This is a genomic window from Bradyrhizobium sp. DOA1 (genome assembly GCF_001593325.1).
Classification (GTDB): Bacteria; Pseudomonadota; Alphaproteobacteria; order Rhizobiales; family Xanthobacteraceae; genus Bradyrhizobium.
In genome coordinates, this window is the sequence record NZ_JXJM01000001.1 from 3429950 (window position 1) to 3451092 (window position 21143).

Here is a 21143-nt window from a genome sequence, read left to right on the forward strand (position 1 = left end):
TTCCTTAACAAAGGGCCAGCCCTTGAGCGACAACATCCAGATTGCGATTTCCAAGAGAGCGGAAATCTCACCTCGCATTCGTATTCCTAAAGACACTCTCAACTCTTGGAAATCCGACCTCTCGAAATGGTCTCTGCCGGGCATCTTCCGCGCTCGTGTCGATCGGATAACTCAAGCCATTCCCCGAAGGACATTTTTCGGCCAGGGCGGCCTCGCGTTCTTGCGCGACGCCTGGATTGGGAGCCGCCTCGCATCTGCGTTGCAGCCAGACATGGTTCGGCTGGTCTCGGCCGACCGACCCGATTTCGAGATTCAGACCAATGAAAGGATTGAGCAATTCGAAGCCACCGAGGCAGATATGGAAGGTCGGCGGCGGGGCGACGAGCCGGATGATCTGCTTCCTCGGCCGGACCCCGTCGAGAGTTGGCGTGCCCGATTTGAGGCTATTCCAGCAGCGATCGATCGGGTGATCGCGAAGAAGCTAGAAAAGAACTACTCACCCGAAATCAACTTGGCGATCTACGTCAACCTCGGTTGCTACGGCACCTACGTGGAAGAAGGTTTGCCCATTCTTCGCAATCGCACAGCCCCTGCTGGAACCAAGTTCAAGCGCGTTTTTGTGCTGTGGGAGGGCTGTCTCTACGAGCTTTGGGAAGACGGGAAGCCGAAGTTCGAGAATTGGTCGTATACTCATCCCGAAGATTTGTAAGATTGATCTCCGCATCATGGGTCGAGCGGATCGATCCTCATCGATCTCAGTAGACTGATGGCTCGCGGAGTTACCATTACACTCAGGGAATCCATTTCAATACCGCCCTCCGACAAAAATGAGCGCACCATAAGCATGGAACGCCGATACGTCTGGGCCGTCGACGACAGTGCACGAGAGTCGTACGCAAGTATATCGGCACACTGCCCGAGCGGCAGTTGATCTCCGATCGCGCCCGACAGCTCGCAATACAGCAGGCTCGCGGCGCCCACTACGGTGACAGTGCAGTAATTCACTCGCTCCGCCGTGCCAATCTGCGGCTCGCGTTCGGTAACCGGCGTGAACTACCCTGCAATTGCAGATTGGTTCCGGCGTCGACGCTCATCAATACCCTCCGCCGAAATTGCCTTTGCAGTCGAGCCCTTCCCTCCTAAACTCACAATCCCACCGGCATGGGTTCCGACGGGCCCGGTAGAAGCGGAATAAACTTATGCCCAAACCGGAAAGCTTCCCGATCGAGAAGATCTTCGTTTCCACGAAGCAGAAGAAAGCCATCAAGCCCGACACCGTCGCGGAGATCGCGGAAAGTATTCTGGACATCGGACAACAGACCCCGATTTCCGTTTGGCGCGACGGAGACCGCCTCGTTCTGGTCGAGGGACTGCATCGGCTGGAAGCCTGCAAGGCGCTCGGCGAGACGACGATTCTCGGCGTGCTGGTCCCGGCCGAGGCTGCTCAGCACAAGCCACAGCTCGCCGAGCGACCCGAAGTCGAGGCGGAGCGCCTCAAGATGGCGCGGTTGAAACAGTTGCGCCTCGAGAAGGAAGCCGCAGAGGCTGCGAATGCTGGCTTGAAGGGCGCTGGCGCAACGGACGTGTCGCGCACGCGTCCGACGAAAGGCGGCCGCGATAATGCGAAGGCAACACCGGGCCGGATTGTGAAATCGAAACCGCAATCATTGTCGGCCTGGATCACGCAGCAGAAGGGCAGCGGCGGCCGCTATTGATTGTCGGCGCCAGAATTCTGTTCCGGTGCGCCACGGCGATCCCGCAGCGATCAGGATCGGCAACTTCTTGCCGGATGTATCGCAGCGGCAAAATCTCACCACATGGCCGCCACGCAAGCGACAGCCCACAATCGCGATTTCAGCGCAAACGCGACGGAGGCTCGCGGCTTCATCGATATTCAGGAGCCATTTGCAATGTTGAGTGCGGTGGGAAACAAGCCAACGGGAAAATCCGGCCGGCGCGGCGGCAAGAAGAAGGCGGGACAACGCGCCGTGGCCGGCGAGCAACCCGCAAGTGCAGCGCATCGATTGCCGGATGCCTCGGCGGAGAACAGGCAAGAGACCGAGCAAAAGATCGAGCAAGAGCCGAGCCCACAGATCAGTGCGGAGATACCTTCGGCTGCAGCCTTGCCGGACGAGGCTTCCGGGATGGAGATCGCTGCAAGCCCGCCCGTCGCACCGGTCGAACCCTTGGAGGCCAGCACGCAGGCGATTGCCGACGCCTATAGCGACTACATCAGGACGTCGCTCGAGCAAGCCTGGAGCTTCCTTGGAAAGCTCGCGATGGCGCGTTCACCCGTCGAAGCCTTTGAGCTTCAGATGGAGTACGCGAAACAGGCGTGCGACTCGTTTGTCGCCGAATCCCAGAAGATCGCCGAGTTGCACGAGCAATTGACCAGACAAAGGGTCATGCATCTTGAGGGGTTCGTGGCCAGGCTCACCCAGACGACGCTCGAAATCCGCGCGCTACGTCACTAACGGCAGCGGCCTATTCCGGCACCAGGGGCCGGAAGCCCCTGGGATGGGCAATATCCTTGCGAAGCCCATCATTCGTTGATGAGCTTCGCTCCGCTCGACCATCCTACGAACGCTGGAGTTCAGTACCCTGACTTCGAGCCGTTGGTCGGCCTCGTGCTCGCGCCGGTGGTTTGTCCTGTGGTTTGTCCTGGAGCGTAGCTCGACGCGCCGGGGCTGGTGCTCTTCGAGGACTTGGCCTGCTTCTTCCTATGCCCAGGAGCATAGCTGGAAGCGCCCGGCTCGCCCTTCTTGGAACCCATTTGCTGCATCTCATGACCTGGCGTCTTGCTCGATACACCCTGAGCAAACACGGCTGGGGCTGTAGCCATGACAACGGCAGCCGAAAGCGCGATGATCATTGCTTTCATGTTGTCCTCCTCGAACAAGCCCCTAAAAGAAAACGGAATGAACGGGCGCCTGTTCCCCTTCGGCGAACGCTCATGGGGACACCAGCGCTGCTCGACTGGCTCCTTTGGGTTTCGCTTCGCTTGACCCATCCTACGAGCTACTCGCTTGGTGCGACGGCTGGAGCGATCGCAAGGATCAAGGCGAGGTAGCCGCAATCCCTCGATCGCGGCCGCCTCTCCTCACCGATCAACCCGATCGCTTTACGCCGCCTTCGCCTGCTCCGGCGAGGCCGTCTCCATCGCGCGCATGTAGAGGTCGAGCAGGCTTTCGCGCTCGTCGCGCTCGTTCTTGTCTTCCTTGCGCAGCTTGATGATCTCCTTGAGGATCTTCACGTCGAAGCCCTCGCCCTTGGCTTCCGCGAAGACTTCCTTCTTCTGTTCGCTCAACTCCTGCATTTCCGTGTCGAGGTTCTCGATCCGCTCGACGAAGGAACGGATCTTGCCGCCGGGAATGGTGATGTCGGACATGGTGCCTCTTTGCTGACTGAGGTCGCGAAAATGACCGCAAAGAAATGACCAATGTCTTAACCTCGCAAGCCGCGTGTTGCCCGTCGATGAACGGGGAGAGAGCCGTTCCATCCCCGAGCTTCGCTTCGATGACGGTGCCGCCTCCAAGCAAGTGAGCGAGTCTCAATCCGTTCGCTCGGCGAAGTCTTCCTCGACTGGCTCTCGCCTGCACACGGGTTGCGCTGCATCGATTTCGGCTGCGGCAACGGCGCGGCGAGAGATTGCGCCTCGTCCAGTCGCGCCACTAACGCCCCGCCGCTCCACCCTCGCCCGCCATAATTTTTCCTCGCCACACGCGTTGTGTCTGACAGCGGCGAGACCTATCCTTCCCAAAGATCGGACTGCCTCCCATTGACGCCCGACCGGATGGAGAGCGCATCGGTGCCTGACACGAACGACCCCAAACCTGATACCGGCAAGCCTGAGACGGACAAGGCCGATACTGCCAAGCCGGATGCCGCCAAGCCGGATGCCGCGCGCGCCGATAGCGGGCTGACGCGGGCCTATGACCGGATCAAGAGCGCAGAGGAGGACCTTGCGCGGCTGGACCGGCTGGTTTCCGGAATGGAACGCAGCAGCGAAGCTCCGCGGACCTCGTACGCCAGCGCCGCCGCGACGGCAGCTTCCGGAGACAAGACGCCGCCGCCGGACGCCAAGGTTCTAAACACCAAGCCTCGCGAGCAAGGCCTGAGGGGAGACCGGGCCATGATGCGCGCTTTGATCATTCTCGTGCTGGCCATCGGCCTGCTCGGTGCCGCCGTCGCTTCGCAATATGGCGACGAGGCCACATCGATCGGCAAGTCGATCATGGCGCTATGGGCTCCGCCGGCCGCGAGCGTGCCCCCGCGCGCGTCAGCGCCGGACAATCCGGCGCAGCCGCCGGTCGTGCTGCTGGCTGCTGCAGGCGACTCGAGCCCGGTGCCCGCCCCGCCTGATGCCAAGGACATCGAAAGCGCGCCAAAGCCTGCCGCCGCGGCGCCCGAGGCGTCATCATCCGAGCTCGCACAATCGCTCAAGGCCATCACGAGCGAGCTTGGAAGCATCAGCGGCAAGCTCGAGCAGCTGAAGAGCAGCAACGAGCAGACCCTGCGCGAGCAGGCGGCCACCATCCAACAGCTCAAGGCGGCGCAGGAGAAGGACGCGGCGGACAATGCGCGCCTCGCCGCGCAGGTCCAGGCGCTGCAATCGCAACTGGGCGCGTCATCGGCGGCATCCGCCCCTGCAGCCCCCAAGCCCGTCGTGCGCAGCGCGGTGAACAATGATGCGGCTGCGCATCCCCGCCCGCGCGTACCGGCGGCCGAACCCCGACGGCCCAGACCGCCGCCGCGAGGCCCTTGGATGCCGCCCTATATGGCCGATCCCTATTACGGCGATCCGGATTGGTGAGCCGACAAGGCGCCGGCTAGTTTTCCCAACGCACGATTGATCGAAGTCCGAGGCGCTGCGGCTACGGCTCGCCTGCGTTAATCGCGCAAGTCTACCGTCCGGCCTAGCGAAGGTCTTCTGCAGCGCCGTCGAATGCGTTCTGGCTCTCGGCGGCCCCGCCCTGCTCCGCATCCGCAGCCAGCTGTCGCTTGCCGACACCGACGATGTCGTGCACCAGGCCGAGCTTCCCCAGCCCAAGAATGATCAGCCCGTTAATGTCGATCTCGTACCAGGCGTGCGAGAGATAGGCGTCGCGCGGAAAGCGGTGATGGTTGTTGTGCAGGCCTTCGCCGAAGGTGAGCAGCGAGGTCACGAGCTCGTTGGTGGTGCCGTCATGGGTCTCGAAGCGACGGTAGCCCCAGCGGCCATCGCTGTGGCAGACCGAGTTCACCAGCGAGGTCGCCATGGTCATGAGGTAGCTGCGGAACAGGCCGGAGAACAGCACGCAGCCGATCATCGTGTGCACACCACCGAAGGCATAGCCGATGCCGCCGGGAATGATCACGGCCGACAGCGCGACCCAGTACCAGCGCGTCCTGGTGAAGAACATCGCGATCGGGTCGGCCAGGATGTCCCTGGCGTAATAGGCGCCGTCGGTGGTCTCGCGGTCCCACACCCAGCCGCCATGCGCATGCATCATGCCCTTGCGGAAGCTGACATGGCTGTTGCCGCTGCCGTCATAGTAAGGACTGTGGACGTCGCCAGGCTTGTCGGAGTGAAGATGGTGGCGGCGGTGGTTGCTCACCCATTTCAGGATCGAGCCCTGCACGGTCATCGTGGCGATGGCGGCGAGGATCGTCCGCATCACCGGCCCGCAGCGAAAGCTCCGGTGCACGAAATAGCGATGCATGAAGCCGATGCCGACGGTGGTCAGCGCGAACATGCCGAGAAAGACCGAAATCTCCACCCAGCCGATGCCTTGCGTGAACACCCAGATCAGCGCCGCGATCGAGCCGCCGACCAGGAAGCCGAACCCGATATAGGAATCGAGAAACTTGGCATCGACCAGCGGTCCCTCGACAACCACGCCCGGTGGCAGTTTCGCCGCCGCAGCCTGCTCCGGCGCGACGCTTTCGATGACGGTCATTCCAGCCAGTCCATTGACGCAAAATTAACGCTTCTGCAGCGCAGCGTACAGCTACGGGTTGTCACTCGCAAGGACGCGATCGGCCGTAGAAGTGCGGAGCTGCGGGCTGGACGCGGGCAGTCAAAGCGAAAGAGCCTGATTTCCAGGCGTCGCTGATCGCGTTAACCAAGGCCAACTCTGCGTGGATCGCACGTTCGAAACGGCATGGCAAAGACAAGCAGACGCCTCCGCTCTCGCCTTCGCAAGCTCCGGCGCGGCGTCCGGTGGATGCGCAAGATCGTCAAACGATCACCGCGGATGGTCCGGATCGCGGGCGGCATCGCCATGCTGCTTGCGGCCGTCATGCTCGTGAACATCGTCACTCAGATCATCCGCAAGCCGACCGAGCTGTTCGCCGTCGTCGGCCACGCGCTCGACAAGGAGCCGGAGGAGACCTGGGCGAGATACGGGCCGCTGTTCCGCAAGCATTCGACCGCTGCGATCGCGCCGGAATTGCTGGCCGCGCTGGCGCAGGTCGAGAGCTCGGGCAATCCGGTGGCGCGCACCTATTGGCGCTGGCGCTGGAGCCTCAATCCGCTCGCGATCTACCGCCCCGCCTCGAGCGCCGTCGGCCTCTTCCAGATGACCAATCCGGCCTTCACCGAGGCCGCGCGGTTCTGCATCCGGGGCAACATCGTCACGAATACCGGATGCGGCTTCACGGGATTCTATATTCGCACGATCCCGAGCCATGCCATCGAGCTGGCATCGGTGTATCTCGACCGGCAAGCGGCCATGGTTTTCGCTCTCGCCGGCGATGCCAAGCCAAATCAGCAGCAGAAGCAGGATCTGGCCGCCTTCATCCATCTCTGCGGCGCCGGCCCCGCCACAGCGTACGCCCGCCGCAAGTTCCAGATGATATCAGGCGAGCGCTGCGGCGATCATCTGGTTGCGGGCTACATCGCGCGCGTCAACGCGATGAAGCGGCAGTTTCAACGGCTTGCTGCGGATGACAGCGATTAGGCCATGGGTGTCGTAGGGCGTAGGATGAGTGGAGCGACCTTCCGCCCTGGCTCACCGAGCAAAGGCGGAAGCGAACCCATCGACGCTGCGCGCGACGACGGGTTTCGCAGGCGCTCTACCCATCCTACGAACTCCCCCTACGCCCACTTCACCGTATTTCGTTCAACGACACGTGGGCTGCGATCCCGCTCAACTTGGGCTCTTCGGGCTCGCGCTCGTCATCTGAAAACGGGCCTACCGAGCCTTCAGTCATTCTGCGCTTGACCTGTTCGCATGTCTTGCGGACGTCTTCGGTGAACATCGCGCATTCTTCGATGCGCTTGAAGATCTTGCGTCCCTCTTCACGATAGCCCGCCGCCGTTTCCCGCATGAAGGCGATGGCGTCATGGACCTGGGCTGTCAGCGCCTCGCACTTCCGCGCGGCGTCGATCAACTCCGCGCCCATGGCCTCGATCTCTTTCGCTGCGAACTCATAGTCGCGAATGACTGCCTCTGCGCTGAGCGCGCCGACGCGAGACACCCCCTCGGTATGTTCGACATAATCGGGCAGAGAAAGGGAAGCGATCGGGTTTTCCGTACGTCCCGAAGCAATGTCCGCCTCCAGTTGAAGGAGGTTCACGCCTTCGCGTCTGTGCAATACTTCAACACTTGCCATGGATTGATCCTCTCAATACGCGCCCCGGACCCCCAAACACTTTTGTTTATTACGGGGACAACCGACGTTCTACTCCGATCTATCCTTGACAGTCTTAGGTTTGCCATTTTCTCCCGCCGCCGAGCGACGCACGCAAAGATGGTTGAATGGCTGGTTTCAACCTGCGCGGAGACTGGCGCTTTTCGCAAGAAATCCACCCGGCAAGCGAGGCACAAGCCCGATCGATCGGGGGCGCGAGGGGGCCCAGATCGAGCCAACGGTCGGAGCTTGACGCCGCGTGCGAGCTCAACTCGGCGTCCGTCGCCGGCCGATCACCATTTGCCGCAGAACGCGATGCTATTCACCACCAATACGGCCAACGCCATCCCTCATAGCGAACATAAGACGGCACCAGCGGCGGGCCGTAGGGATCGACCTTGTCGTCTTCCGGGCGATAACGATAGCGCGGAACGATGTTGTAATCCCACGGCGTCGGCCGCAGGACGGGCGCCGTGACGATCAGCCTCTCCTGCGGTGCGCGAACCACTTGCTTCCGAGGCTTTGCCTCGACAGCCGATGTCGCAAGGCTCCCCGCCACCAGAGCCGTCCCGAGCGCATAGGCGATGGTCATTTTCTTCATTGCATTGGTCTCCTTGCCGCCAGAGTGCAAAACGACGCAAGCCAAGGCAAGCGGATTTGCGCGCGAACTTTGCGGAAACGACCGATGCCGGCCCTTGACCTCTCCACAGTCATTGCGAGGAGCGAAGCGACGACGCAATCCAGAATCCCTCCCGGCCGGACGCTGGATAGCTCCGCGTCGCCCGTCATCGGGCCGCACTTCGCGCGGACCCGCTGGCCTGCAATGCCGAGGAAGCGCTTCGCTGCATCCGGGGCACGGGACCGTTTGCTCGCCTGCTGCGCCCTCACTCGCAGCGCTTGCCGCCGAGCAGCGCGAGCGCCCGCGGCACCTCCCCGCGGCCCGTAACCAGCACATATTCCTGCCGTGCCAGGCTGGCGCCGCTCGCGATCACGATGGCCTTTTTCGGACATAGGCCGAAGCATCCGGTCACGATCAGCTTGGCCGGCTTGATGCCGTCGCGCTTATTCGCCTTCAGTTCGGATTTCAGTGCACGCCCGACGTCGCGCCCCTCGTCGCTGCGCTTGAGGCATTTGCGGCACACCAGGACGGGCGGCGCGCGGCGCGCGCGCACGATCATCGGAGTCTTGGATTTCGAGAGCTTTTCAGACATCGCAGACCTATATGGGACTTCAGCTCATATAGGGATGGAACCGCGATCTCGCGCCGACCCGTTGGCTCGTCCGGGCTGCTTGCTGCCTACATCATCCGATCGCCCTGCCCGCCTATGCCCGCGCGCGGCGCACCGCTTCCTCCAGCTTCATTCGCTGCTTGTCCCAGCGGCCCAGCTCGGCCTCCGCACGCTCATCCAGCGCGGCGCGCTCGGCCTCGATCGCCTCCGTCCGCGCGTCGTGCTCCCGCCTCGCCTTGTCCAGCGCGGCTTGCGCACTCGCAACGGCCTTCTCGCGGCGCGCGCGCTCCCTGGCGCGGGCGGCCTCCTCTTTCCTGCGCTCGGCTTCGCGCCGCCGCTCCTCCTTCTCGAATGCCGCGGCGGCCTTGCGGGCGGCCTGATCGTCGCTCTTGCGCGGCGGCGCCTTCGCGGGCGATTTCTTCGGCGCCTTCGCAGCGTGCTTCTTCGGCTTGCGCTTGGGTCGCGCGCCATCCTCGGCGAGATCGGTCGGCAGCTCCGCGCTTTCGGTGAACGCGCCATTCGATCCGACCGGGCGCCTGAGCACGACGCCGGGCTTCTCCATGGTCGCAGCGACGATGTCCGGGTCGTCGGTCTCCTTCGCAACGCCCTGATGGAACAGATTGGAGCTGGCGCCCCAGGCCTCGAGCGCCGCCTTCATCGAGGGCGCGGCGATCGCCTGATCGTAGAAGCCGAGCGAGGTCTGGTAGGTCTTCAGTTTTCGCTTGAATGCTTTCGGCATGTCGCTCCGGGCCCTTCGACGCACAAGCCCGCTGTCGCACCGGCGCCACCATGCCAATATGCCCCATGTTTGCCCGACGAGTCAAACGCGATTCGGGATCACCGAAGTCGATCCGGGCTGCAAAGCGCACTCCTGCATTTCTGAATTTAAGAATCTTGGAATATCAACGAGTTCCCTACTGTGCATGGGGTTGTTTTCGACCCAGCATATTTTTAGCCCGCAGGCTCAAGCACCATCCGGCTCCAGCAACGCGTCATAACCGCGCTCGCTGAACGCCAACAGACAAAACCCGTGGCCGAACGGATCGGCGAGCATGGCGATCCGCCCATAAGGCGCATCGCTTGCGGCGACCTCGAGGATCGCGCCGGCGCGCAGCGCGCGCTCGACGGCGGCGTCGACGTCATCGACGACGATGTCGATATGCACCGGTGTCCAGTGCCGTTCGTAGCGGCGGTGGTCGCCGCCGGCGCCCACCGTGCCGGCCTGCTTGGTCAGGAGATACACCGGCGCCGGCCATCCCTTCAGCTCGACGAAGCCGCTGCCGAAGCGACGGCCGACGGTGAGGCCGAACGCTTCCGTGTAGAACGTCGTGGCAGCAGTGACGTCGGGAACGTCGATGTTGAGCAGGAAGGTCATGGGCGTAGCCTAGTCCGGATGGAGCACAGCGCAATCCGGGATGGTGCCGCACCTCGCGGTCGAGGCTTCGGTAACGCTAACGCCCGTTCCGTTTTCGGAACAAACTATTTTCTTATCACTGTCGCAAATCTGTGTAAGCTGGCGGTTGCCGGGCAGGCGTTTTGAGTGCGCATCGATTTTCTCGCCCCGGGGCTGGCTTGCAGGGTCACCTGTTCGATTGCATCACAGCTTTGAGACTTCAGCGGCCGCCCACGAGGCGGCCCTCTTATTTCAGGCGCCGCGATGCATCGGCGCCTATCGCTGCCGCTGCGCCAAATAGAACCCGCACAGCACCGTCACGAGGCCCGCAGTCTGCAAGGTCGTCGGCGGCTCGCCGAGCAGGATCCAGCCGACCAGCAGCGTCAGCGCCGGCACGATCGCGGGAAACACCGCGGCACGGGCGACGCCGAGGCGCTGCACCGAGACGGCGAACAGATAGAGCGCGGCGGGCCCTGCGAGCACGCCCTGCGCCAGCGCCTGGATCGCGTTCTCGCTGACGCCGATCGCCGCGATGCGGGCGGGCCCCTCGGTTGCGAGATAGATCGGCAGGAGCAGGAGCGACAGCACGTTGATGACGAGCGCGGCCGACACGGCGGAGACACGCCAATGGCGCAGCAACGTGCCGAAGCCGGCGAACATGAATCCGGTGAGCACGAAGATGAGGTCGCCCAGCACGCCGTCGGCGCCGATATGGCCGATCGATTCCGCGCCGATCACGCCGAGGCCGCCGACGATGACGAGCGCGCCGGCAAGGCGCGAGGCGGAGATCTTCTCCTTGAGGAACAGGGCTGCGAGCAGCAGGCCGCCGAGCGTCGCGCTGGAGGGTTGGATCACGCTGCCATGGCCGAGCGGCACGAACAGGAATCCGGTGTAGGAGATCAGCGCCATCACCGGACCGCCCAGCACCATCAGCGCAAGGCCCCTGCCCCAGCCGATGCCGCAGAGATCGGAGATGCCGGCGCGAAAGACCAGCGGCAGGAAGGCGATGCCCGACCAGACATAGCGATGCACGAGCAGATCGACCGGCGTGAAGCCGAGCTTCAGCCCGTGCCGCGTGGCCGCAAAGCCGAGCGCCCAGAACAGCGCCGCCGCCAGGCCGCAGACGACGCCGAGCAGCGCCGGGCTTGCGTCGTTCTTCTCGATGAGAGCGTCAGCGCCGCTCGTCCGCTGATCCATGGAAGAAGCGTTATGTCAGCGCGCGAGAGGCCTCAACCCACATGGCTGCAACGCTGGCACGCAGGCGCAACTTCTGGGACGAGCGCAGCGACATCCGTGCATGACCGGCACTTTCACACGAAGAGATCGAGCGTCGATTTCGAAGATCGCGTGAGGCGGCGGATCACGCGTTGCGCGACCCGCCTGCCCGTCATGCGATGTCAGTTCAGCGGGTGGCGCCCGTCGTGACGTCGGCCGTCTTGACCTTGCGGGAGCCCAGCACCTTCAGCTGGTGCACGGACGCAACCGTCGTGGGCGCAGCGACCTGCTGCTCGATATGGCCAGCTCCGAGGACGTGAACCTGGAGGGGAGAGACCGGAAATCCATTGGCCTCGTAGGTCGGCAGCTCCGCGGCGAAAGCCGAGGTAGCGCCCGCGATCGTCAGGATGGTGGCGGCGATCGTCAAAGTCTTCTTGTTCATTGTGATGCTCCTGATGGAAGATGCGGAGCACATTTAAGCGCGTCTTGCTGCGTTGCGACATGTATTGCTGCATTGCAATAGCGCGCGCGACGCATAGCGATATGCTCAATGCGTACAAAGCCTTGACCGAATCGCGTCGGCCGCGACATGGCGCTTTTACGGGCGGTGGTCAGCCGCCGAGCACATTGCCCCAGCCATCGAAGAGGTACGCCTTCCAAGCCACGGTTCCATCTCCGCGCGGCCGGCTGGCCTGTCGGTAGTCATCGGCCTGATCGGCGGTCCAGGTGATGATCGTGTCGGACACACGATCATGCAGAATGGCGGGCTCGGTGGGGTCGAAGGCGTCCATGGGACGAAGCGAGGGATGCGTGCTCATGGGCCGCTCAACGCTCAGCCCCGTGCAAAGTTGCAGCCGCGGAACTCGCGTTGCAACTTCGCAACACCGCTCCGAAAAGCCCGATTTTGCGAAATTGCGCCATTGCGCCGCCACACCGTCCTCCGAACAATCAACGCACTGCGTGCCTTTCCGTGCAAGTCTTGGTTGTTTGCATCATCACTGTTCGAACCGGACTGGTTTGGACGGTACCGTTTGGAGGCAGGGATCATGAACGATCAGCGGTCTCTTTTGGTGGCAGTTTCCTGCCCCTCGGCCGTTCTCGCCGGCTGGCTGGTGCTCTCATTGTCGGCCTACGCGCCTGCGCTCATCGAAAACAGTGGTGCGAATGCAGCCGCTGCCACGCGCGCGAAGGATCTCAGCCGCCTCGACCTAGCCGACGTCCCCCGCGCCGCGACCATCGAGGACGGTGTCGCCCTGACTGCCGATATCGCTGCTACGGCGGCGATCCCGCCAGCGGTTGAAGCGGCAGCCGCACCGGAGCTGCCCACCCCCACCCTCAAGGTGGCGTCGGCCGATGCCGCGGTGATTTTGCCGGCGGAGCCGCCGCCCGCGCCTCAGATTTCAGTGGAACCAACTCCCATCGTCACCGAGACTCCGTCAGCGCCGGCACCAGAGCCCGTCAAGCTCGCATCCGCCGATCCCACCGAGATCGTGACCACGGACGCATTGTCGCCTGCGACGATCGCGAGCGGATCCGCCCCGGTTGCAGCGAGCAAGCCATCGCCGCCTGCCGACACCGTTGCCGTGCTCGACGAATGCTTCGTGATGGATGCCTGCATCGACCGTTATCTCTGGGCGCTCTATGAGCGCACCGCCAAAGAAGACTCGATGAAGGTGGTGGAGCGCCGCCCCGTCACCGTCAAGCGCAAGGGCAAGACGGTGACCGTGATGCGCAGCTTCACCAAGCTCGTCGACCAGGATTTCACCTGGAAGGACCCGAAGGCGGCCGAGCGCACCGGCATGTCGATGATGGACTACGTCATCGGCGGCATGGACAAGAGCTTCAAGCGAAAGCTGTTTCGCACGCTGCTCGCCGCCGAGGCCGCCGGCCTTTCACCCGGTATCACCAGCGCGTTCCGCGACGACTATCGTCAGTCGATCGCGAGCGGCCTGAAGGCTGCTTCCAACCGCTCCTATCACGGCGGCAGCACGCGCGGCGGCTACGGCCACGGCATGGCCGCCGACATCGTCAGCACCCAGGGCAACAACCGGGCGCAACGCTGGGTCTCGACCGAGATCCTGTGGAAGTGGGTCGACGCCAACGGCAAGGCCTACGGAATCGGCCGGCCCTATCTCGGCCGCGATCCGCCGCATGTCGGCCCGATCGACGGTCAGGAATACGTCTCGCGTCGGGGCACGGCCGACCGCAAGGAAGCCCGCGTCAAGCCGAAGAAGACCCATGCTGTAGCCCATGCAAAGCCGCCCAAAGCGCAGGCCGCGCGCGGCGAGCAGAAGAGCCCGGCAAAACCGCAGAAGGCGGCACAATCGGCCGGCAAGCGCGCGACCTGACGCTGTTAAGGCTTGCGGCCCGGCAGCGGCACGAGGCGCATCTCGGCCGTGCCGGCCTCCTGCGTGCGCACCAGCACGGCAAAGATCGTCTCTACCGCGAGCTGCACCGCCACGTCCGTCGCCACGCCCTTGGCCAGATGCGCTGCGATCAGACCGGTGATAAGGTCGCCGGTGCCGTAGGGCCGGATCGGCAGACGCGGCGTCGCAAAGCGCGACAAATGGCCGTCGGCGCAGAGGATCGTTTCCAGCTGGCCTTCCGCCGTGTCCGCGAGCGTGCAGCCGGTGGCAACGACGTCGATACGACGCCCTTTCGCCAACGCCGCGCAGGCGGCGCGCAGGTCCTGCGCATCGGCGATCGAAAGGCCCGCTAGCAGCTCGAGCTCGAAGCGGTTCGGTGTGGTCAGGTTCGCAGCCGGCAGGAGCCGGTGCCGGACCACGTCCAGAATTCCGTCGGCGACATAGACGTGGCCGTCATCACCGATCACGGGATCGCAGAGATAGATGAGCTTCGGATTGTGCACCACGGCCCGCTCAGCGAAGTCTGCGACGACGGCGGCATTACCGGGCGAGCCGAGATAGCCGGTGACGAGCACGGCAGCTTCGTCGACAAGGCCGCGCTCCTCGACCCCCCTCAGAAGATCGGCGACCAGCTCGGTCTCGAGCACCCGCCCGCGCAGGCTAGGGTAGCGCGGATGGTTCGACAGCAGCGTCGTCGGCACCGCCGCGACGTTCACGCCCTCCGCTTGCACGGCATAAGCCGCCGCGCTGTTGCCGACGTGGCCGTGGACCACCTGGCTTTGAATGGAAATGACGAGCATGAAGGAGGTCCGTAAGGTCAAACGTCAGAGGAGGCAAGCGTTACGGCATCTCGTATTCGAGCCCCGGCCGCAGGGCCTGCATCTGGCGCGCCAGCCGCCGGTGGCCTGTCTCCTCCGACTGTGCCAATCGATTGACGACCGCGACATGGTCCGCATCGCTTTTGTGCTGGTTGAGCTTGGCCTGTCCTTCGATCTGATCCACCACGAGATCGACGACGCGGATCGCAGCCAGCATGCTCTCGCGCTTGCCCGGCTCCATCTGCGCGAGATCCCAGGGCTGTTTCGGCAGCCGCGCCTCGGAAACCGCAAGCAGCGCATCGCCGTGTCCGCGGTTCTCGTCGAGCCCGCGCAGATGCGCCACGCCCGACAGGTGCACCGCTTCATAGAGCCAGGTCGAGACGTTGTCGCGCGAGGCATACCAGTCATTGGAGATATAGGCGTCATCGCCGGAGACGATCAGCAGAAATCGTCTGCTGCCGTCGGCCAGAGGCACAAGCGGATTTTTGGCGGTGAAGTGAATCTGCACGATGGTGCGGTCGCCGCGCTCGGCCAGCACGAACGGCACGTGCGAGGCCCGCGGCCCGCGTTCGTCCGCGACTACGATCACGCCGAAGCCGCGAGATGCGGCAAATTCCAGCGCGCGCTGCTCCTCGATGCGGAATTGGGGGCGGAGGACGTGCATGGTGCGGCTGCTCGATCGGTGGACGGACGAGACGAGACTAACCCATGCCCCCGTGAAATCTGAAGAACAATCGGCCTTGAAGCGGCGACGATGCCCTCGCTCTCGCCGAATGAAGGCGTGCACCAGCGCGCCAGCGGAGGTCTCGCCCGGTCTGCCTTGGCGACCCAGCGGAACCTCTGGGCCTGTCGCAGGCTCGTCACTCACTCGTGATATCTGCTCCTGGCAAAGGCCATGCTCCGCGTGCTAAACAAACCTACCGCGCGGTATCTTTCGACTTCCGCGCCATGCCCGAGTTCGTCATGACATCCGCCTTCCATGCCTATACGGCACTCGCTATCGCTATCGTCTTCGAGGTCACCGCCTCCGCGTTCCTGCAGCAGTCGGCGCAGTTCACCCGGCCGTGGCCGACGCTGGCCATGGTATTGTTCTACGTCGCCTCGTTCTACGCGCTGTCGGTCGCGATCCGCGTCATTCCGCTCAGCATCGCCTATGCGATCTGGGGCGGGGTCGGCATCATCCTGACCGCAACGGTCTCCTTCGTGCTGTTCCGTCAGATGCTGGATGCCGCCGCCTTCGTCGGCATCGCGCTGATCGTATCAGGGGTCGTGGTCATCAACCTGTTCTCGGAGACCGCGGTGCATTGATGCCGGAAAGCCGCTACACCCGCGCCAAGCAGCCTGAGCAGGTGCGGCGCGCTTTGCTCGACCACGCAGCTGCCATCGCACTGGACCATGGCGTTTCCGGCGTGACGGTGCAGGCGGTCGCGGCGGCGGCCGGCGTCACCAAGGGCGGACTGTTTCATCATTTCAGCAGCAAGCAGGCGCTGATCGAAGGCCTGTTCGCCGATCTCCTCGCCCGTGTCGATGCCGAGATCGACGCGACCATCGAAGCCGATCCCAAGCCGCGCGGCAGATTCACGCGCGCCTATGTGAATGCGGTATTCACCGGCAAGGCCTTCGGCTTTGCCTCGCCCTGGGCGGCGCTGAGCATGGTCGTCGTCACCGATCCCTCGCTGCGCCGGCTTTGGAACGACTGGATCAAGGCCCGGCTCAAGCGCCATCGCGCCACCGACAGCGCGCCCGATCTTCACGTCGTGCGCCTCGCCGCCGACGGCGCGTGGCTGTCCTATGTCACGACGGGACAGACGCGCATGAGCGCGGACCTGCGTGCCGTGCACGACCGGCTGATCGCGCAGACCTATCGGCGCGGCTAATGGGACCCGGGACGTCGGCTAGTTTACGCCGGTCGAAGACTCATCGAGGGCGCGATCAAGCCGCGCCCTGTTCAAAACAGAAAAATCAAGCTTGCTCCTCAGCGGTTACGCCGCCGATGGCTGCTCGAATTCGGGCGGCGCGTAGGCCTTGCCGTCCTGGTCGGTGATGACGACCCGCCACCCCTCGCTCGCCCACACCTTCGCCTTGGCCACGATGAGCAACCGGCTCTCGCGGGCGAAACTGTATTTCTCATTGTCGCGTTCTGCGACCATTTTGTAGGCCAATGCGCATCCCCTTGCGTTGCCTGCCCCCGCTCCTCTCGTGGCAGCGGGCTTTGGCGGCAATTCGCCGGGAGCGTGGCAATTTGGTGCCCTCCGCAGGCCGCATGGCGCTGGCCCGCTAACAGCCGGGTGACCCGGGGTGAGCGCGCCGCATCAGGAACGCGCTTCTGATTGCCGTCGGTGCTCGACTGAGACCTGGCCTGCCGGGCTCCGCTAGTGGACGCGGATCACGTGCGGGCGGCCGAGATCAATCAATCCCTGCACTGCCGAGAGGCGGTCGTCGAGGGCCGCAATGGTGAGCAGCAGATTGTTACGGCGCTCGTCGAGCATGCCCATCTCGGCGCCGGTGAGCTTCGTGCCCGACCGCTCCTTGTGGATTTCTTCGAGAGATTTGCGCAGCCCGGCAATCAGGCCGGACAGCTGCTTGGCCTCCTTGGTCATCGACCGCTTCGCAACGTTGTGGCGGCGCGCCTCCGCCTGGCTCTGTCTCATCATCTTCCTCCCGTGCCCCGCTGCCCCGAGTGGAATGCTTACAGCTTTGAGTACACATATTACGATCGATGAAATCTGCCCGCGAAGAACTGACTTAAATTGTAAAGGCCTCTCGCAAGAAAAAGCCCGGCGCAATGGCCGGGCTTTCTCTTGAACGTTACTTCTTTTGATGGCCGCCGCCTGGACCACCGGCCGGCGCGCCGCCGCCACGTGGGCCGGCGCTGATGTGCGGAGCGCCCCCACCGCCCGTATGCGGCGCAGGCGCGGCCGCGCGTGACGTCGGCATCTGCGCACGGGCATTCATCGGCGAGCCATGGCTGACGTTCGGCCGGGCGACCTGCGGCGTTGCGGGCCGTGCAACCGGTGCGGTCGACACGCGCGGTGCTTCATGCGTACGCGTCATCGGTTGCGCGCGCACGGCGGCGCGGCCTGCAGCATTGTCGCGCATTACGCGCGCCTGCGCATCGCGCGGGCCGCGGTTCTGCACGGCAGTGCGCTCATTGAGGACGCGCTCGCTCCGTCCGGCGCGGGTCCGGTCGGCCGTAACCGCATCACGCTTGGTGATGGCGGCATCGGGCCGGGCCGTCGTGCCGGCGTCACGCCGAGAGATTGCAGCCTCTCCTTTGCCACGCACGCCGCTGCGTTCGAGTGCGATCGCTCCGTCACGCGTCGCAGCGCGACCGATGCGAGCCGCCCGTGGATCAAGGGTCATCCGCGTCGCAAAGCGTTGATGCGAGCTCCAGTAATTATTCCAATGAGCGTGGCGGCGATACCAGGGACGTCCGCCATAGTGGCTCGACCAATACGACGTCAGCACGAAGGGAACGATGGGAACGTCAATCACGTCGACATAGTCGGGGAGATAGACGTAATGATTGCGGTAGAGGTACTGGAGATATTGCGACGATACCCAGCCGCGATCGTCGGAGAAGCTTACGTCGCACCAGGCGTTGCCGCGCAGGCAGCCATGGATGTTGACGCGGGCGCCGCCGGGGACGCGATCGACCAGGGGAAAGCCCGTGCCCGGTCCGGCGCGCAGGCCGGTCGAGACGGTGACGATGCCCGGTGCGGCCAGCGCGGCCGTCGGGGCAAGCAGCAATGCGGCAAGTAAAACGCTTTTGAGTCTCATGGCGTGTTCCTCCTCTGCCAGTCGGAACGCGCTGGCGGAACGGGCGTTCCGCCTGAGGTCATCGCATGCGTCGAAAGATCGAGACGTAGCCGCGTGCGGTTCAATATTCACTCGCCGTTCATCAGCACAGCGCGCAAACGTGCCAGGCCGTCAGTTTGCTCGCAGCATGAAGGCGTCGAAGTACGACGCAAGCGCAGCAAAATCATCGAGCGGCAGAACGTTCGCGACATACTGGTCCGGCCGCACCACGATCAGGCAGCCGGCCTTGCGGTCGATGCCGCGCATTGCAAACACGTCGTTGCCGCTCTTGAGATCCGGACAGAACATCTTCTCGTAATCGATCAGACCATAGCGGCCCTTGCGCGGAAGCAGCAGCGGCGGCATCGCTTCCACGGCGAGCTCACGATGATCCTGCTGGAAGACCGCACGCAGGTCGATCACGCTGTCGATGTCGGCCCCCGAAGGCGTATGGCGCCTGATCGGCGACTCCCTGGATTCGCCGAGGAAATTGCAGAGAGCGCGCACGGCCGAGCCGGCGGCGGCAGGATCTTCCGCAGGCGAGAACGCGTAGATGCGGAAGCGACCATCAGCCTGCGCCGCGTGGCCGAGATGCACCGGCTTCGCGTCTGCCAGCCGGATCACCGGCGCGGAATGGAAGCGCTTGCCGATGACGAGGCCTTCTGCGAGATGCTGATGCGAGGCCGCACCCGTGAGAACCGACGGACGGTAATGCGTTGCGGTCCCTGCCGTGTAGCGGCCGTGCCGGACGAAATAGTCCTGCGTCTTCGCCGCATCGGCACCGCCCGCCTTGGCGGCCGAGGCGAGAATCCCGGCCCATTCACGGTCGAAGTCGATCAGCTCCTTGGCAACCGCCTGGCGTTCGGCCGAATAGGAATGCAGCAGAGCCGGTGAGCACTGCTTGCGCAGGACCGCGACGAGCTTCCAGCCGAGATTGAAGGCATCCTGCATCGAGACGTTCATACCCTGCCCCGCTTTCGGGCTATGGGTATGACAGGCATCGCCGGCGATGAAGATGCGCGGCAGTCGCCCATCAACCTCCGCCTCCGGCACGTCGTCGAACTTGTCGGTGAGACGCTGGCCGATCTCGTAGACCGACCACCAGGCGATCTCCTTCACGTCCAGCGTATGCGGCTTCAGGATCCGCTGCGCCTTCGCGATCACGTCGTCGGCGGTGATGTTGCGATTGGCGACGCGCTCACCGATGTCGAGCTTGGCGAGCTCGACATAGATGCGGACCATGTAACCGCCCTCGCGCGGAATGATCAGCAGGCTGCCGTCGTTCGCAGACTGGATCAGAGACTTGAAGCGGATGTCCGGGAAGTCCGTCACCGCCAGCACGTCCATCACGCCCCAGGCATGGTTGGCGGAATCGCCGTGCAGCTCGCGGCCGATCGACTTGCGAACCGTGCTGCGCGCGCCGTCGCAACCGACGACATAGCGCGCCCGGATTGTCTCGACCTTGTTCCCCCCAGCGGCATCGACGCATTCGAGATGCACCGTCACCCCGTGAGCGGCGGCATCAACAGCGGGATCGACCTCGAGATCCAGTACGCGCCGGCTGTAATACGGCGCGAGCTTGGCCGGCGATTTGCGCATGACATCGAGAAATGCGTCGTGGATGCGCGCCTGGTTGAGGATGACATGCGGGAATTCCGACAGCCCGTCCTCGACGTCCTGCACCCGTCCGCTGCGCACGATGGCCTCAGGCCGCCGCGCGTCCGGCTTCCAGAACGTCGTCTCATTGATCCAGCATGCCTCCTTTTGCACGCGCTCGCTGAAGCCGAAAGCGTGAAACATCTCCAAGGTGCGGCAGGCGATGCCGTCGGCCTGCCCGACCAGCAGGCGGCCAGGCTTCTGCTCGACGATGCAGGTCTTGATGTCGGGGAATTGCGCGAGCTGGGCGGCGAGGGTCAGGCCGGCCGGCCCGCAGCCGACGATGAGGACGTCGACCTCTTCGGGCACGGTGCCCGCCGCATCTGGGGCCTGAACGCGTGCTGCAGGATCCGCGATCTCGGGATCGCCCGGCTGAAATCCATTCAGATGGAATTGCATGAGCACCTCCCCGCCAAATCTCCGTTTGGATATTGCTCAGTATGCTGACGATCAGTATACGTGTCAACGATCCGTGCCGTCCCTGCCCCAATGGAGAATTCGGTGAAAGACAACAACGACATGCCTGGACATTTGGCGCGCCGGTTCCAGCAGATCGCGGTCGCGGTGTTCCTGGCCGAGGTCGGAGATGCGGGCTTCGATCTCACGCCGGTGCAATACGCTGCGCTCGCGACCATCAAGGCCAATCCGGGGCTCGACCAGGTGACGCTGGCAGGGTTGATCGCCTATGACCGCACCACCATCACAGGCGTGATCGATCGCCTGGTGCAGAAGGGCCTCATCGAGCGTCGCGCCTCCAGCCGCGACCGCCGCGCACGGGAGCTCGCGGTCACGGACGAAGGACGGCGCGCGCTGCGCAGGATCACGCCGGCTGTCGAATCGGCTCAGCGCGTCCTCTTGCGCGGACTGAGCGCGAAGGAAGGCGAAGAATTGATACGGTTGTTGCGCAAGGCGATCGCCGCCGGCAATGAGCTCAGCCGCGCACCGCTGCGCGAGGTGCAGGCATAGGGCCGTTTCTCCGCAATTGTCGCAGGACTGCGAAACCAGGAACTAACCTTCGGCTGCTAACGTCGACCGCAACGGATGCTTAACGCGC

Annotated in this window: 26 protein-coding genes; 9 read left to right on the forward strand and 17 right to left on the reverse strand. The window is 64.0% G+C overall.

Going from position 1 to position 21143, the window contains the following annotated elements; translation table 11 throughout:
* The first annotated feature begins 22 nt into the window (after positions 1–22).
* The 3 genes from SE91_RS16250 to SE91_RS16265 all read left to right on the forward strand — a co-directional run bounded on the left by SE91_RS16250 (position 23) and on the right by SE91_RS16265 (position 2474).
* Positions 23–709 (forward strand): hypothetical protein, encoded by a 687-nt coding sequence (locus SE91_RS16250; RefSeq protein WP_061848281.1) that lies wholly within the window; start codon positions 23–25, stop codon positions 707–709.
* A 490-nt stretch (positions 710–1199) separates the two neighbouring features.
* The gene (locus SE91_RS16260) at positions 1200–1715 is read left to right on the forward strand and encodes a ParB N-terminal domain-containing protein (RefSeq protein WP_061848283.1); all 516 of its coding nucleotides are present in this window, start codon (positions 1200–1202) and stop codon (positions 1713–1715) included.
* Positions 1716–1817: 102 nt separating this feature from the next.
* A complete protein-coding gene (locus SE91_RS16265) occupies positions 1818–2474 on the forward strand; it encodes a phasin family protein (protein ID WP_082813737.1) in 657 nt (218 codons plus the stop codon).
* 119 nt (positions 2475–2593) lie between these two features.
* Here SE91_RS16265 and SE91_RS16270 read toward each other — a convergent pair whose 3' ends face one another.
* Both SE91_RS16270 and SE91_RS16275 read right to left on the reverse strand, forming a co-directional pair.
* Positions 2594–2881 carry a hypothetical protein gene (locus tag SE91_RS16270; RefSeq protein ID WP_063921353.1) on the reverse strand — a complete coding sequence of 96 codons (288 nt, stop codon included), beginning with the start codon at positions 2879–2881 and terminating at the stop codon, positions 2594–2596.
* 240 nt (positions 2882–3121) lie between these two features.
* A complete protein-coding gene (locus SE91_RS16275; RefSeq protein WP_061848285.1) occupies positions 3122–3388 on the reverse strand; it encodes a DUF2312 domain-containing protein in 267 nt (88 codons plus the stop codon).
* A 405-nt stretch (positions 3389–3793) separates the two neighbouring features.
* On the opposite strand from SE91_RS16275, the gene SE91_RS16280 reads away from it, so the two are divergent.
* On the forward strand, positions 3794–4813 hold the full coding sequence (locus SE91_RS16280) for a hypothetical protein (RefSeq protein WP_061848286.1): 1020 nt from the start codon (positions 3794–3796) through the stop codon (positions 4811–4813).
* A gap of 103 nt (positions 4814–4916) precedes the next feature.
* Here the strand turns inward: SE91_RS16280 and SE91_RS16285 are convergent, their stop codons facing one another.
* The gene (locus SE91_RS16285; protein WP_061848287.1) at positions 4917–5939 is read right to left on the reverse strand and encodes an acyl-CoA desaturase; all 1023 of its coding nucleotides are present in this window, start codon (positions 5937–5939) and stop codon (positions 4917–4919) included.
* 204 nt (positions 5940–6143) lie between these two features.
* Here SE91_RS16285 and SE91_RS16290 point away from each other — a divergent pair, with 204 nt between their 5' ends.
* Positions 6144–6941, forward strand: coding sequence for a transglycosylase SLT domain-containing protein (locus SE91_RS16290; RefSeq protein ID WP_061848288.1), 798 nt, complete (start codon positions 6144–6146; stop codon positions 6939–6941).
* Between the two features lie 148 nt (positions 6942–7089).
* On the opposite strand, the gene SE91_RS16295 is transcribed toward SE91_RS16290, so the two are convergent.
* The 8 genes from SE91_RS16295 to SE91_RS16330 form a co-directional block, all read right to left on the reverse strand.
* Positions 7090–7596, reverse strand: coding sequence for a hypothetical protein (locus tag SE91_RS16295; protein WP_008563144.1), 507 nt, complete (start codon positions 7594–7596; stop codon positions 7090–7092).
* A gap of 340 nt (positions 7597–7936) precedes the next feature.
* The gene (locus tag SE91_RS16300) at positions 7937–8215 is read right to left on the reverse strand and encodes a hypothetical protein (protein WP_060737711.1); all 279 of its coding nucleotides are present in this window, start codon (positions 8213–8215) and stop codon (positions 7937–7939) included.
* Between the two features lie 283 nt (positions 8216–8498).
* A complete protein-coding gene (locus tag SE91_RS16305) occupies positions 8499–8792 on the reverse strand; it encodes a hypothetical protein (protein ID WP_245318467.1) in 294 nt (97 codons plus the stop codon).
* A 145-nt stretch (positions 8793–8937) separates the two neighbouring features.
* Positions 8938–9582: a hypothetical protein gene (locus SE91_RS16310; RefSeq protein WP_061848290.1), complete on the reverse strand. Its 645-nt coding sequence runs from the start codon at positions 9580–9582 to the stop codon at positions 8938–8940.
* Between the two features lie 225 nt (positions 9583–9807).
* Positions 9808–10218 (reverse strand): VOC family protein, encoded by a 411-nt coding sequence (locus tag SE91_RS16315; protein WP_061848291.1) that lies wholly within the window; start codon positions 10216–10218, stop codon positions 9808–9810.
* A gap of 294 nt (positions 10219–10512) precedes the next feature.
* Positions 10513–11433, reverse strand: coding sequence for a DMT family transporter (locus tag SE91_RS16320; protein WP_061848292.1), 921 nt, complete (start codon positions 11431–11433; stop codon positions 10513–10515).
* A 205-nt stretch (positions 11434–11638) separates the two neighbouring features.
* Positions 11639–11893, reverse strand: coding sequence for a hypothetical protein (locus SE91_RS16325; RefSeq protein ID WP_061848293.1), 255 nt, complete (start codon positions 11891–11893; stop codon positions 11639–11641).
* A 169-nt stretch (positions 11894–12062) separates the two neighbouring features.
* Positions 12063–12269, reverse strand: a complete 207-nt coding sequence (locus SE91_RS16330) for a hypothetical protein (protein WP_061848294.1) — start codon at positions 12267–12269, stop codon at positions 12063–12065.
* 228 nt (positions 12270–12497) lie between these two features.
* Here SE91_RS16330 and SE91_RS16335 point away from each other — a divergent pair, with 228 nt between their 5' ends.
* Complete coding sequence (locus SE91_RS16335) at positions 12498–13799, forward strand: hypothetical protein (protein ID WP_061848295.1); 1302 nt, start codon at positions 12498–12500, stop codon at positions 13797–13799.
* Between the two features lie 5 nt (positions 13800–13804).
* On the opposite strand, the gene pdxY is transcribed toward SE91_RS16335, so the two are convergent.
* Together pdxY and SE91_RS16345 are read right to left on the reverse strand one after the other, a co-directional pair.
* Positions 13805–14617 carry a pyridoxal kinase gene (gene pdxY / locus SE91_RS16340; protein ID WP_061848296.1) on the reverse strand — a complete coding sequence of 271 codons (813 nt, stop codon included), beginning with the start codon at positions 14615–14617 and terminating at the stop codon, positions 13805–13807.
* Between the two features lie 40 nt (positions 14618–14657).
* Entirely contained in the window at positions 14658–15299 is a 642-nt protein-coding gene (locus SE91_RS16345) for an FMN-binding negative transcriptional regulator (RefSeq protein WP_061848297.1), read from the reverse strand.
* Positions 15300–15598: 299 nt separating this feature from the next.
* On the opposite strand from SE91_RS16345, the gene SE91_RS16350 reads away from it, so the two are divergent.
* Both SE91_RS16350 and SE91_RS16355 read left to right on the forward strand, forming a co-directional pair.
* Entirely contained in the window at positions 15599–15943 is a 345-nt protein-coding gene (locus tag SE91_RS16350) for a DMT family transporter (protein WP_061851156.1), read from the forward strand.
* Complete coding sequence (locus tag SE91_RS16355; protein WP_061848298.1) at positions 15943–16512, forward strand: TetR/AcrR family transcriptional regulator; 570 nt, start codon at positions 15943–15945, stop codon at positions 16510–16512. The genes SE91_RS16350 and SE91_RS16355 overlap by 1 nt, the downstream gene beginning before the upstream one ends.
* Positions 16513–16617: 105 nt before the next feature.
* Here SE91_RS16355 and SE91_RS36320 read toward each other — a convergent pair whose 3' ends face one another.
* From SE91_RS36320 to SE91_RS16370, 4 genes are all read right to left on the reverse strand, one after another.
* Positions 16618–16797, reverse strand: coding sequence for a hypothetical protein (locus SE91_RS36320; protein WP_060735919.1), 180 nt, complete (start codon positions 16795–16797; stop codon positions 16618–16620).
* A gap of 210 nt (positions 16798–17007) precedes the next feature.
* Complete coding sequence (locus SE91_RS16360; protein ID WP_231088380.1) at positions 17008–17235, reverse strand: hypothetical protein; 228 nt, start codon at positions 17233–17235, stop codon at positions 17008–17010.
* 208 nt (positions 17236–17443) lie between these two features.
* Positions 17444–18415 (reverse strand): SH3 domain-containing protein, encoded by a 972-nt coding sequence (locus SE91_RS16365; RefSeq protein WP_061848299.1) that lies wholly within the window; start codon positions 18413–18415, stop codon positions 17444–17446.
* Between the two features lie 150 nt (positions 18416–18565).
* Positions 18566–20488 (reverse strand): FAD-binding monooxygenase, encoded by a 1923-nt coding sequence (locus tag SE91_RS16370; protein WP_061848300.1) that lies wholly within the window; start codon positions 20486–20488, stop codon positions 18566–18568.
* Positions 20489–20590: 102 nt separating this feature from the next.
* Between SE91_RS16370 and SE91_RS16375 the strand changes: the two genes are divergently transcribed.
* On the forward strand, positions 20591–21055 hold the full coding sequence (locus SE91_RS16375) for a MarR family winged helix-turn-helix transcriptional regulator (RefSeq protein ID WP_061851157.1): 465 nt from the start codon (positions 20591–20593) through the stop codon (positions 21053–21055).
* Positions 21056–21143: the final 88 nt, after the last annotated feature.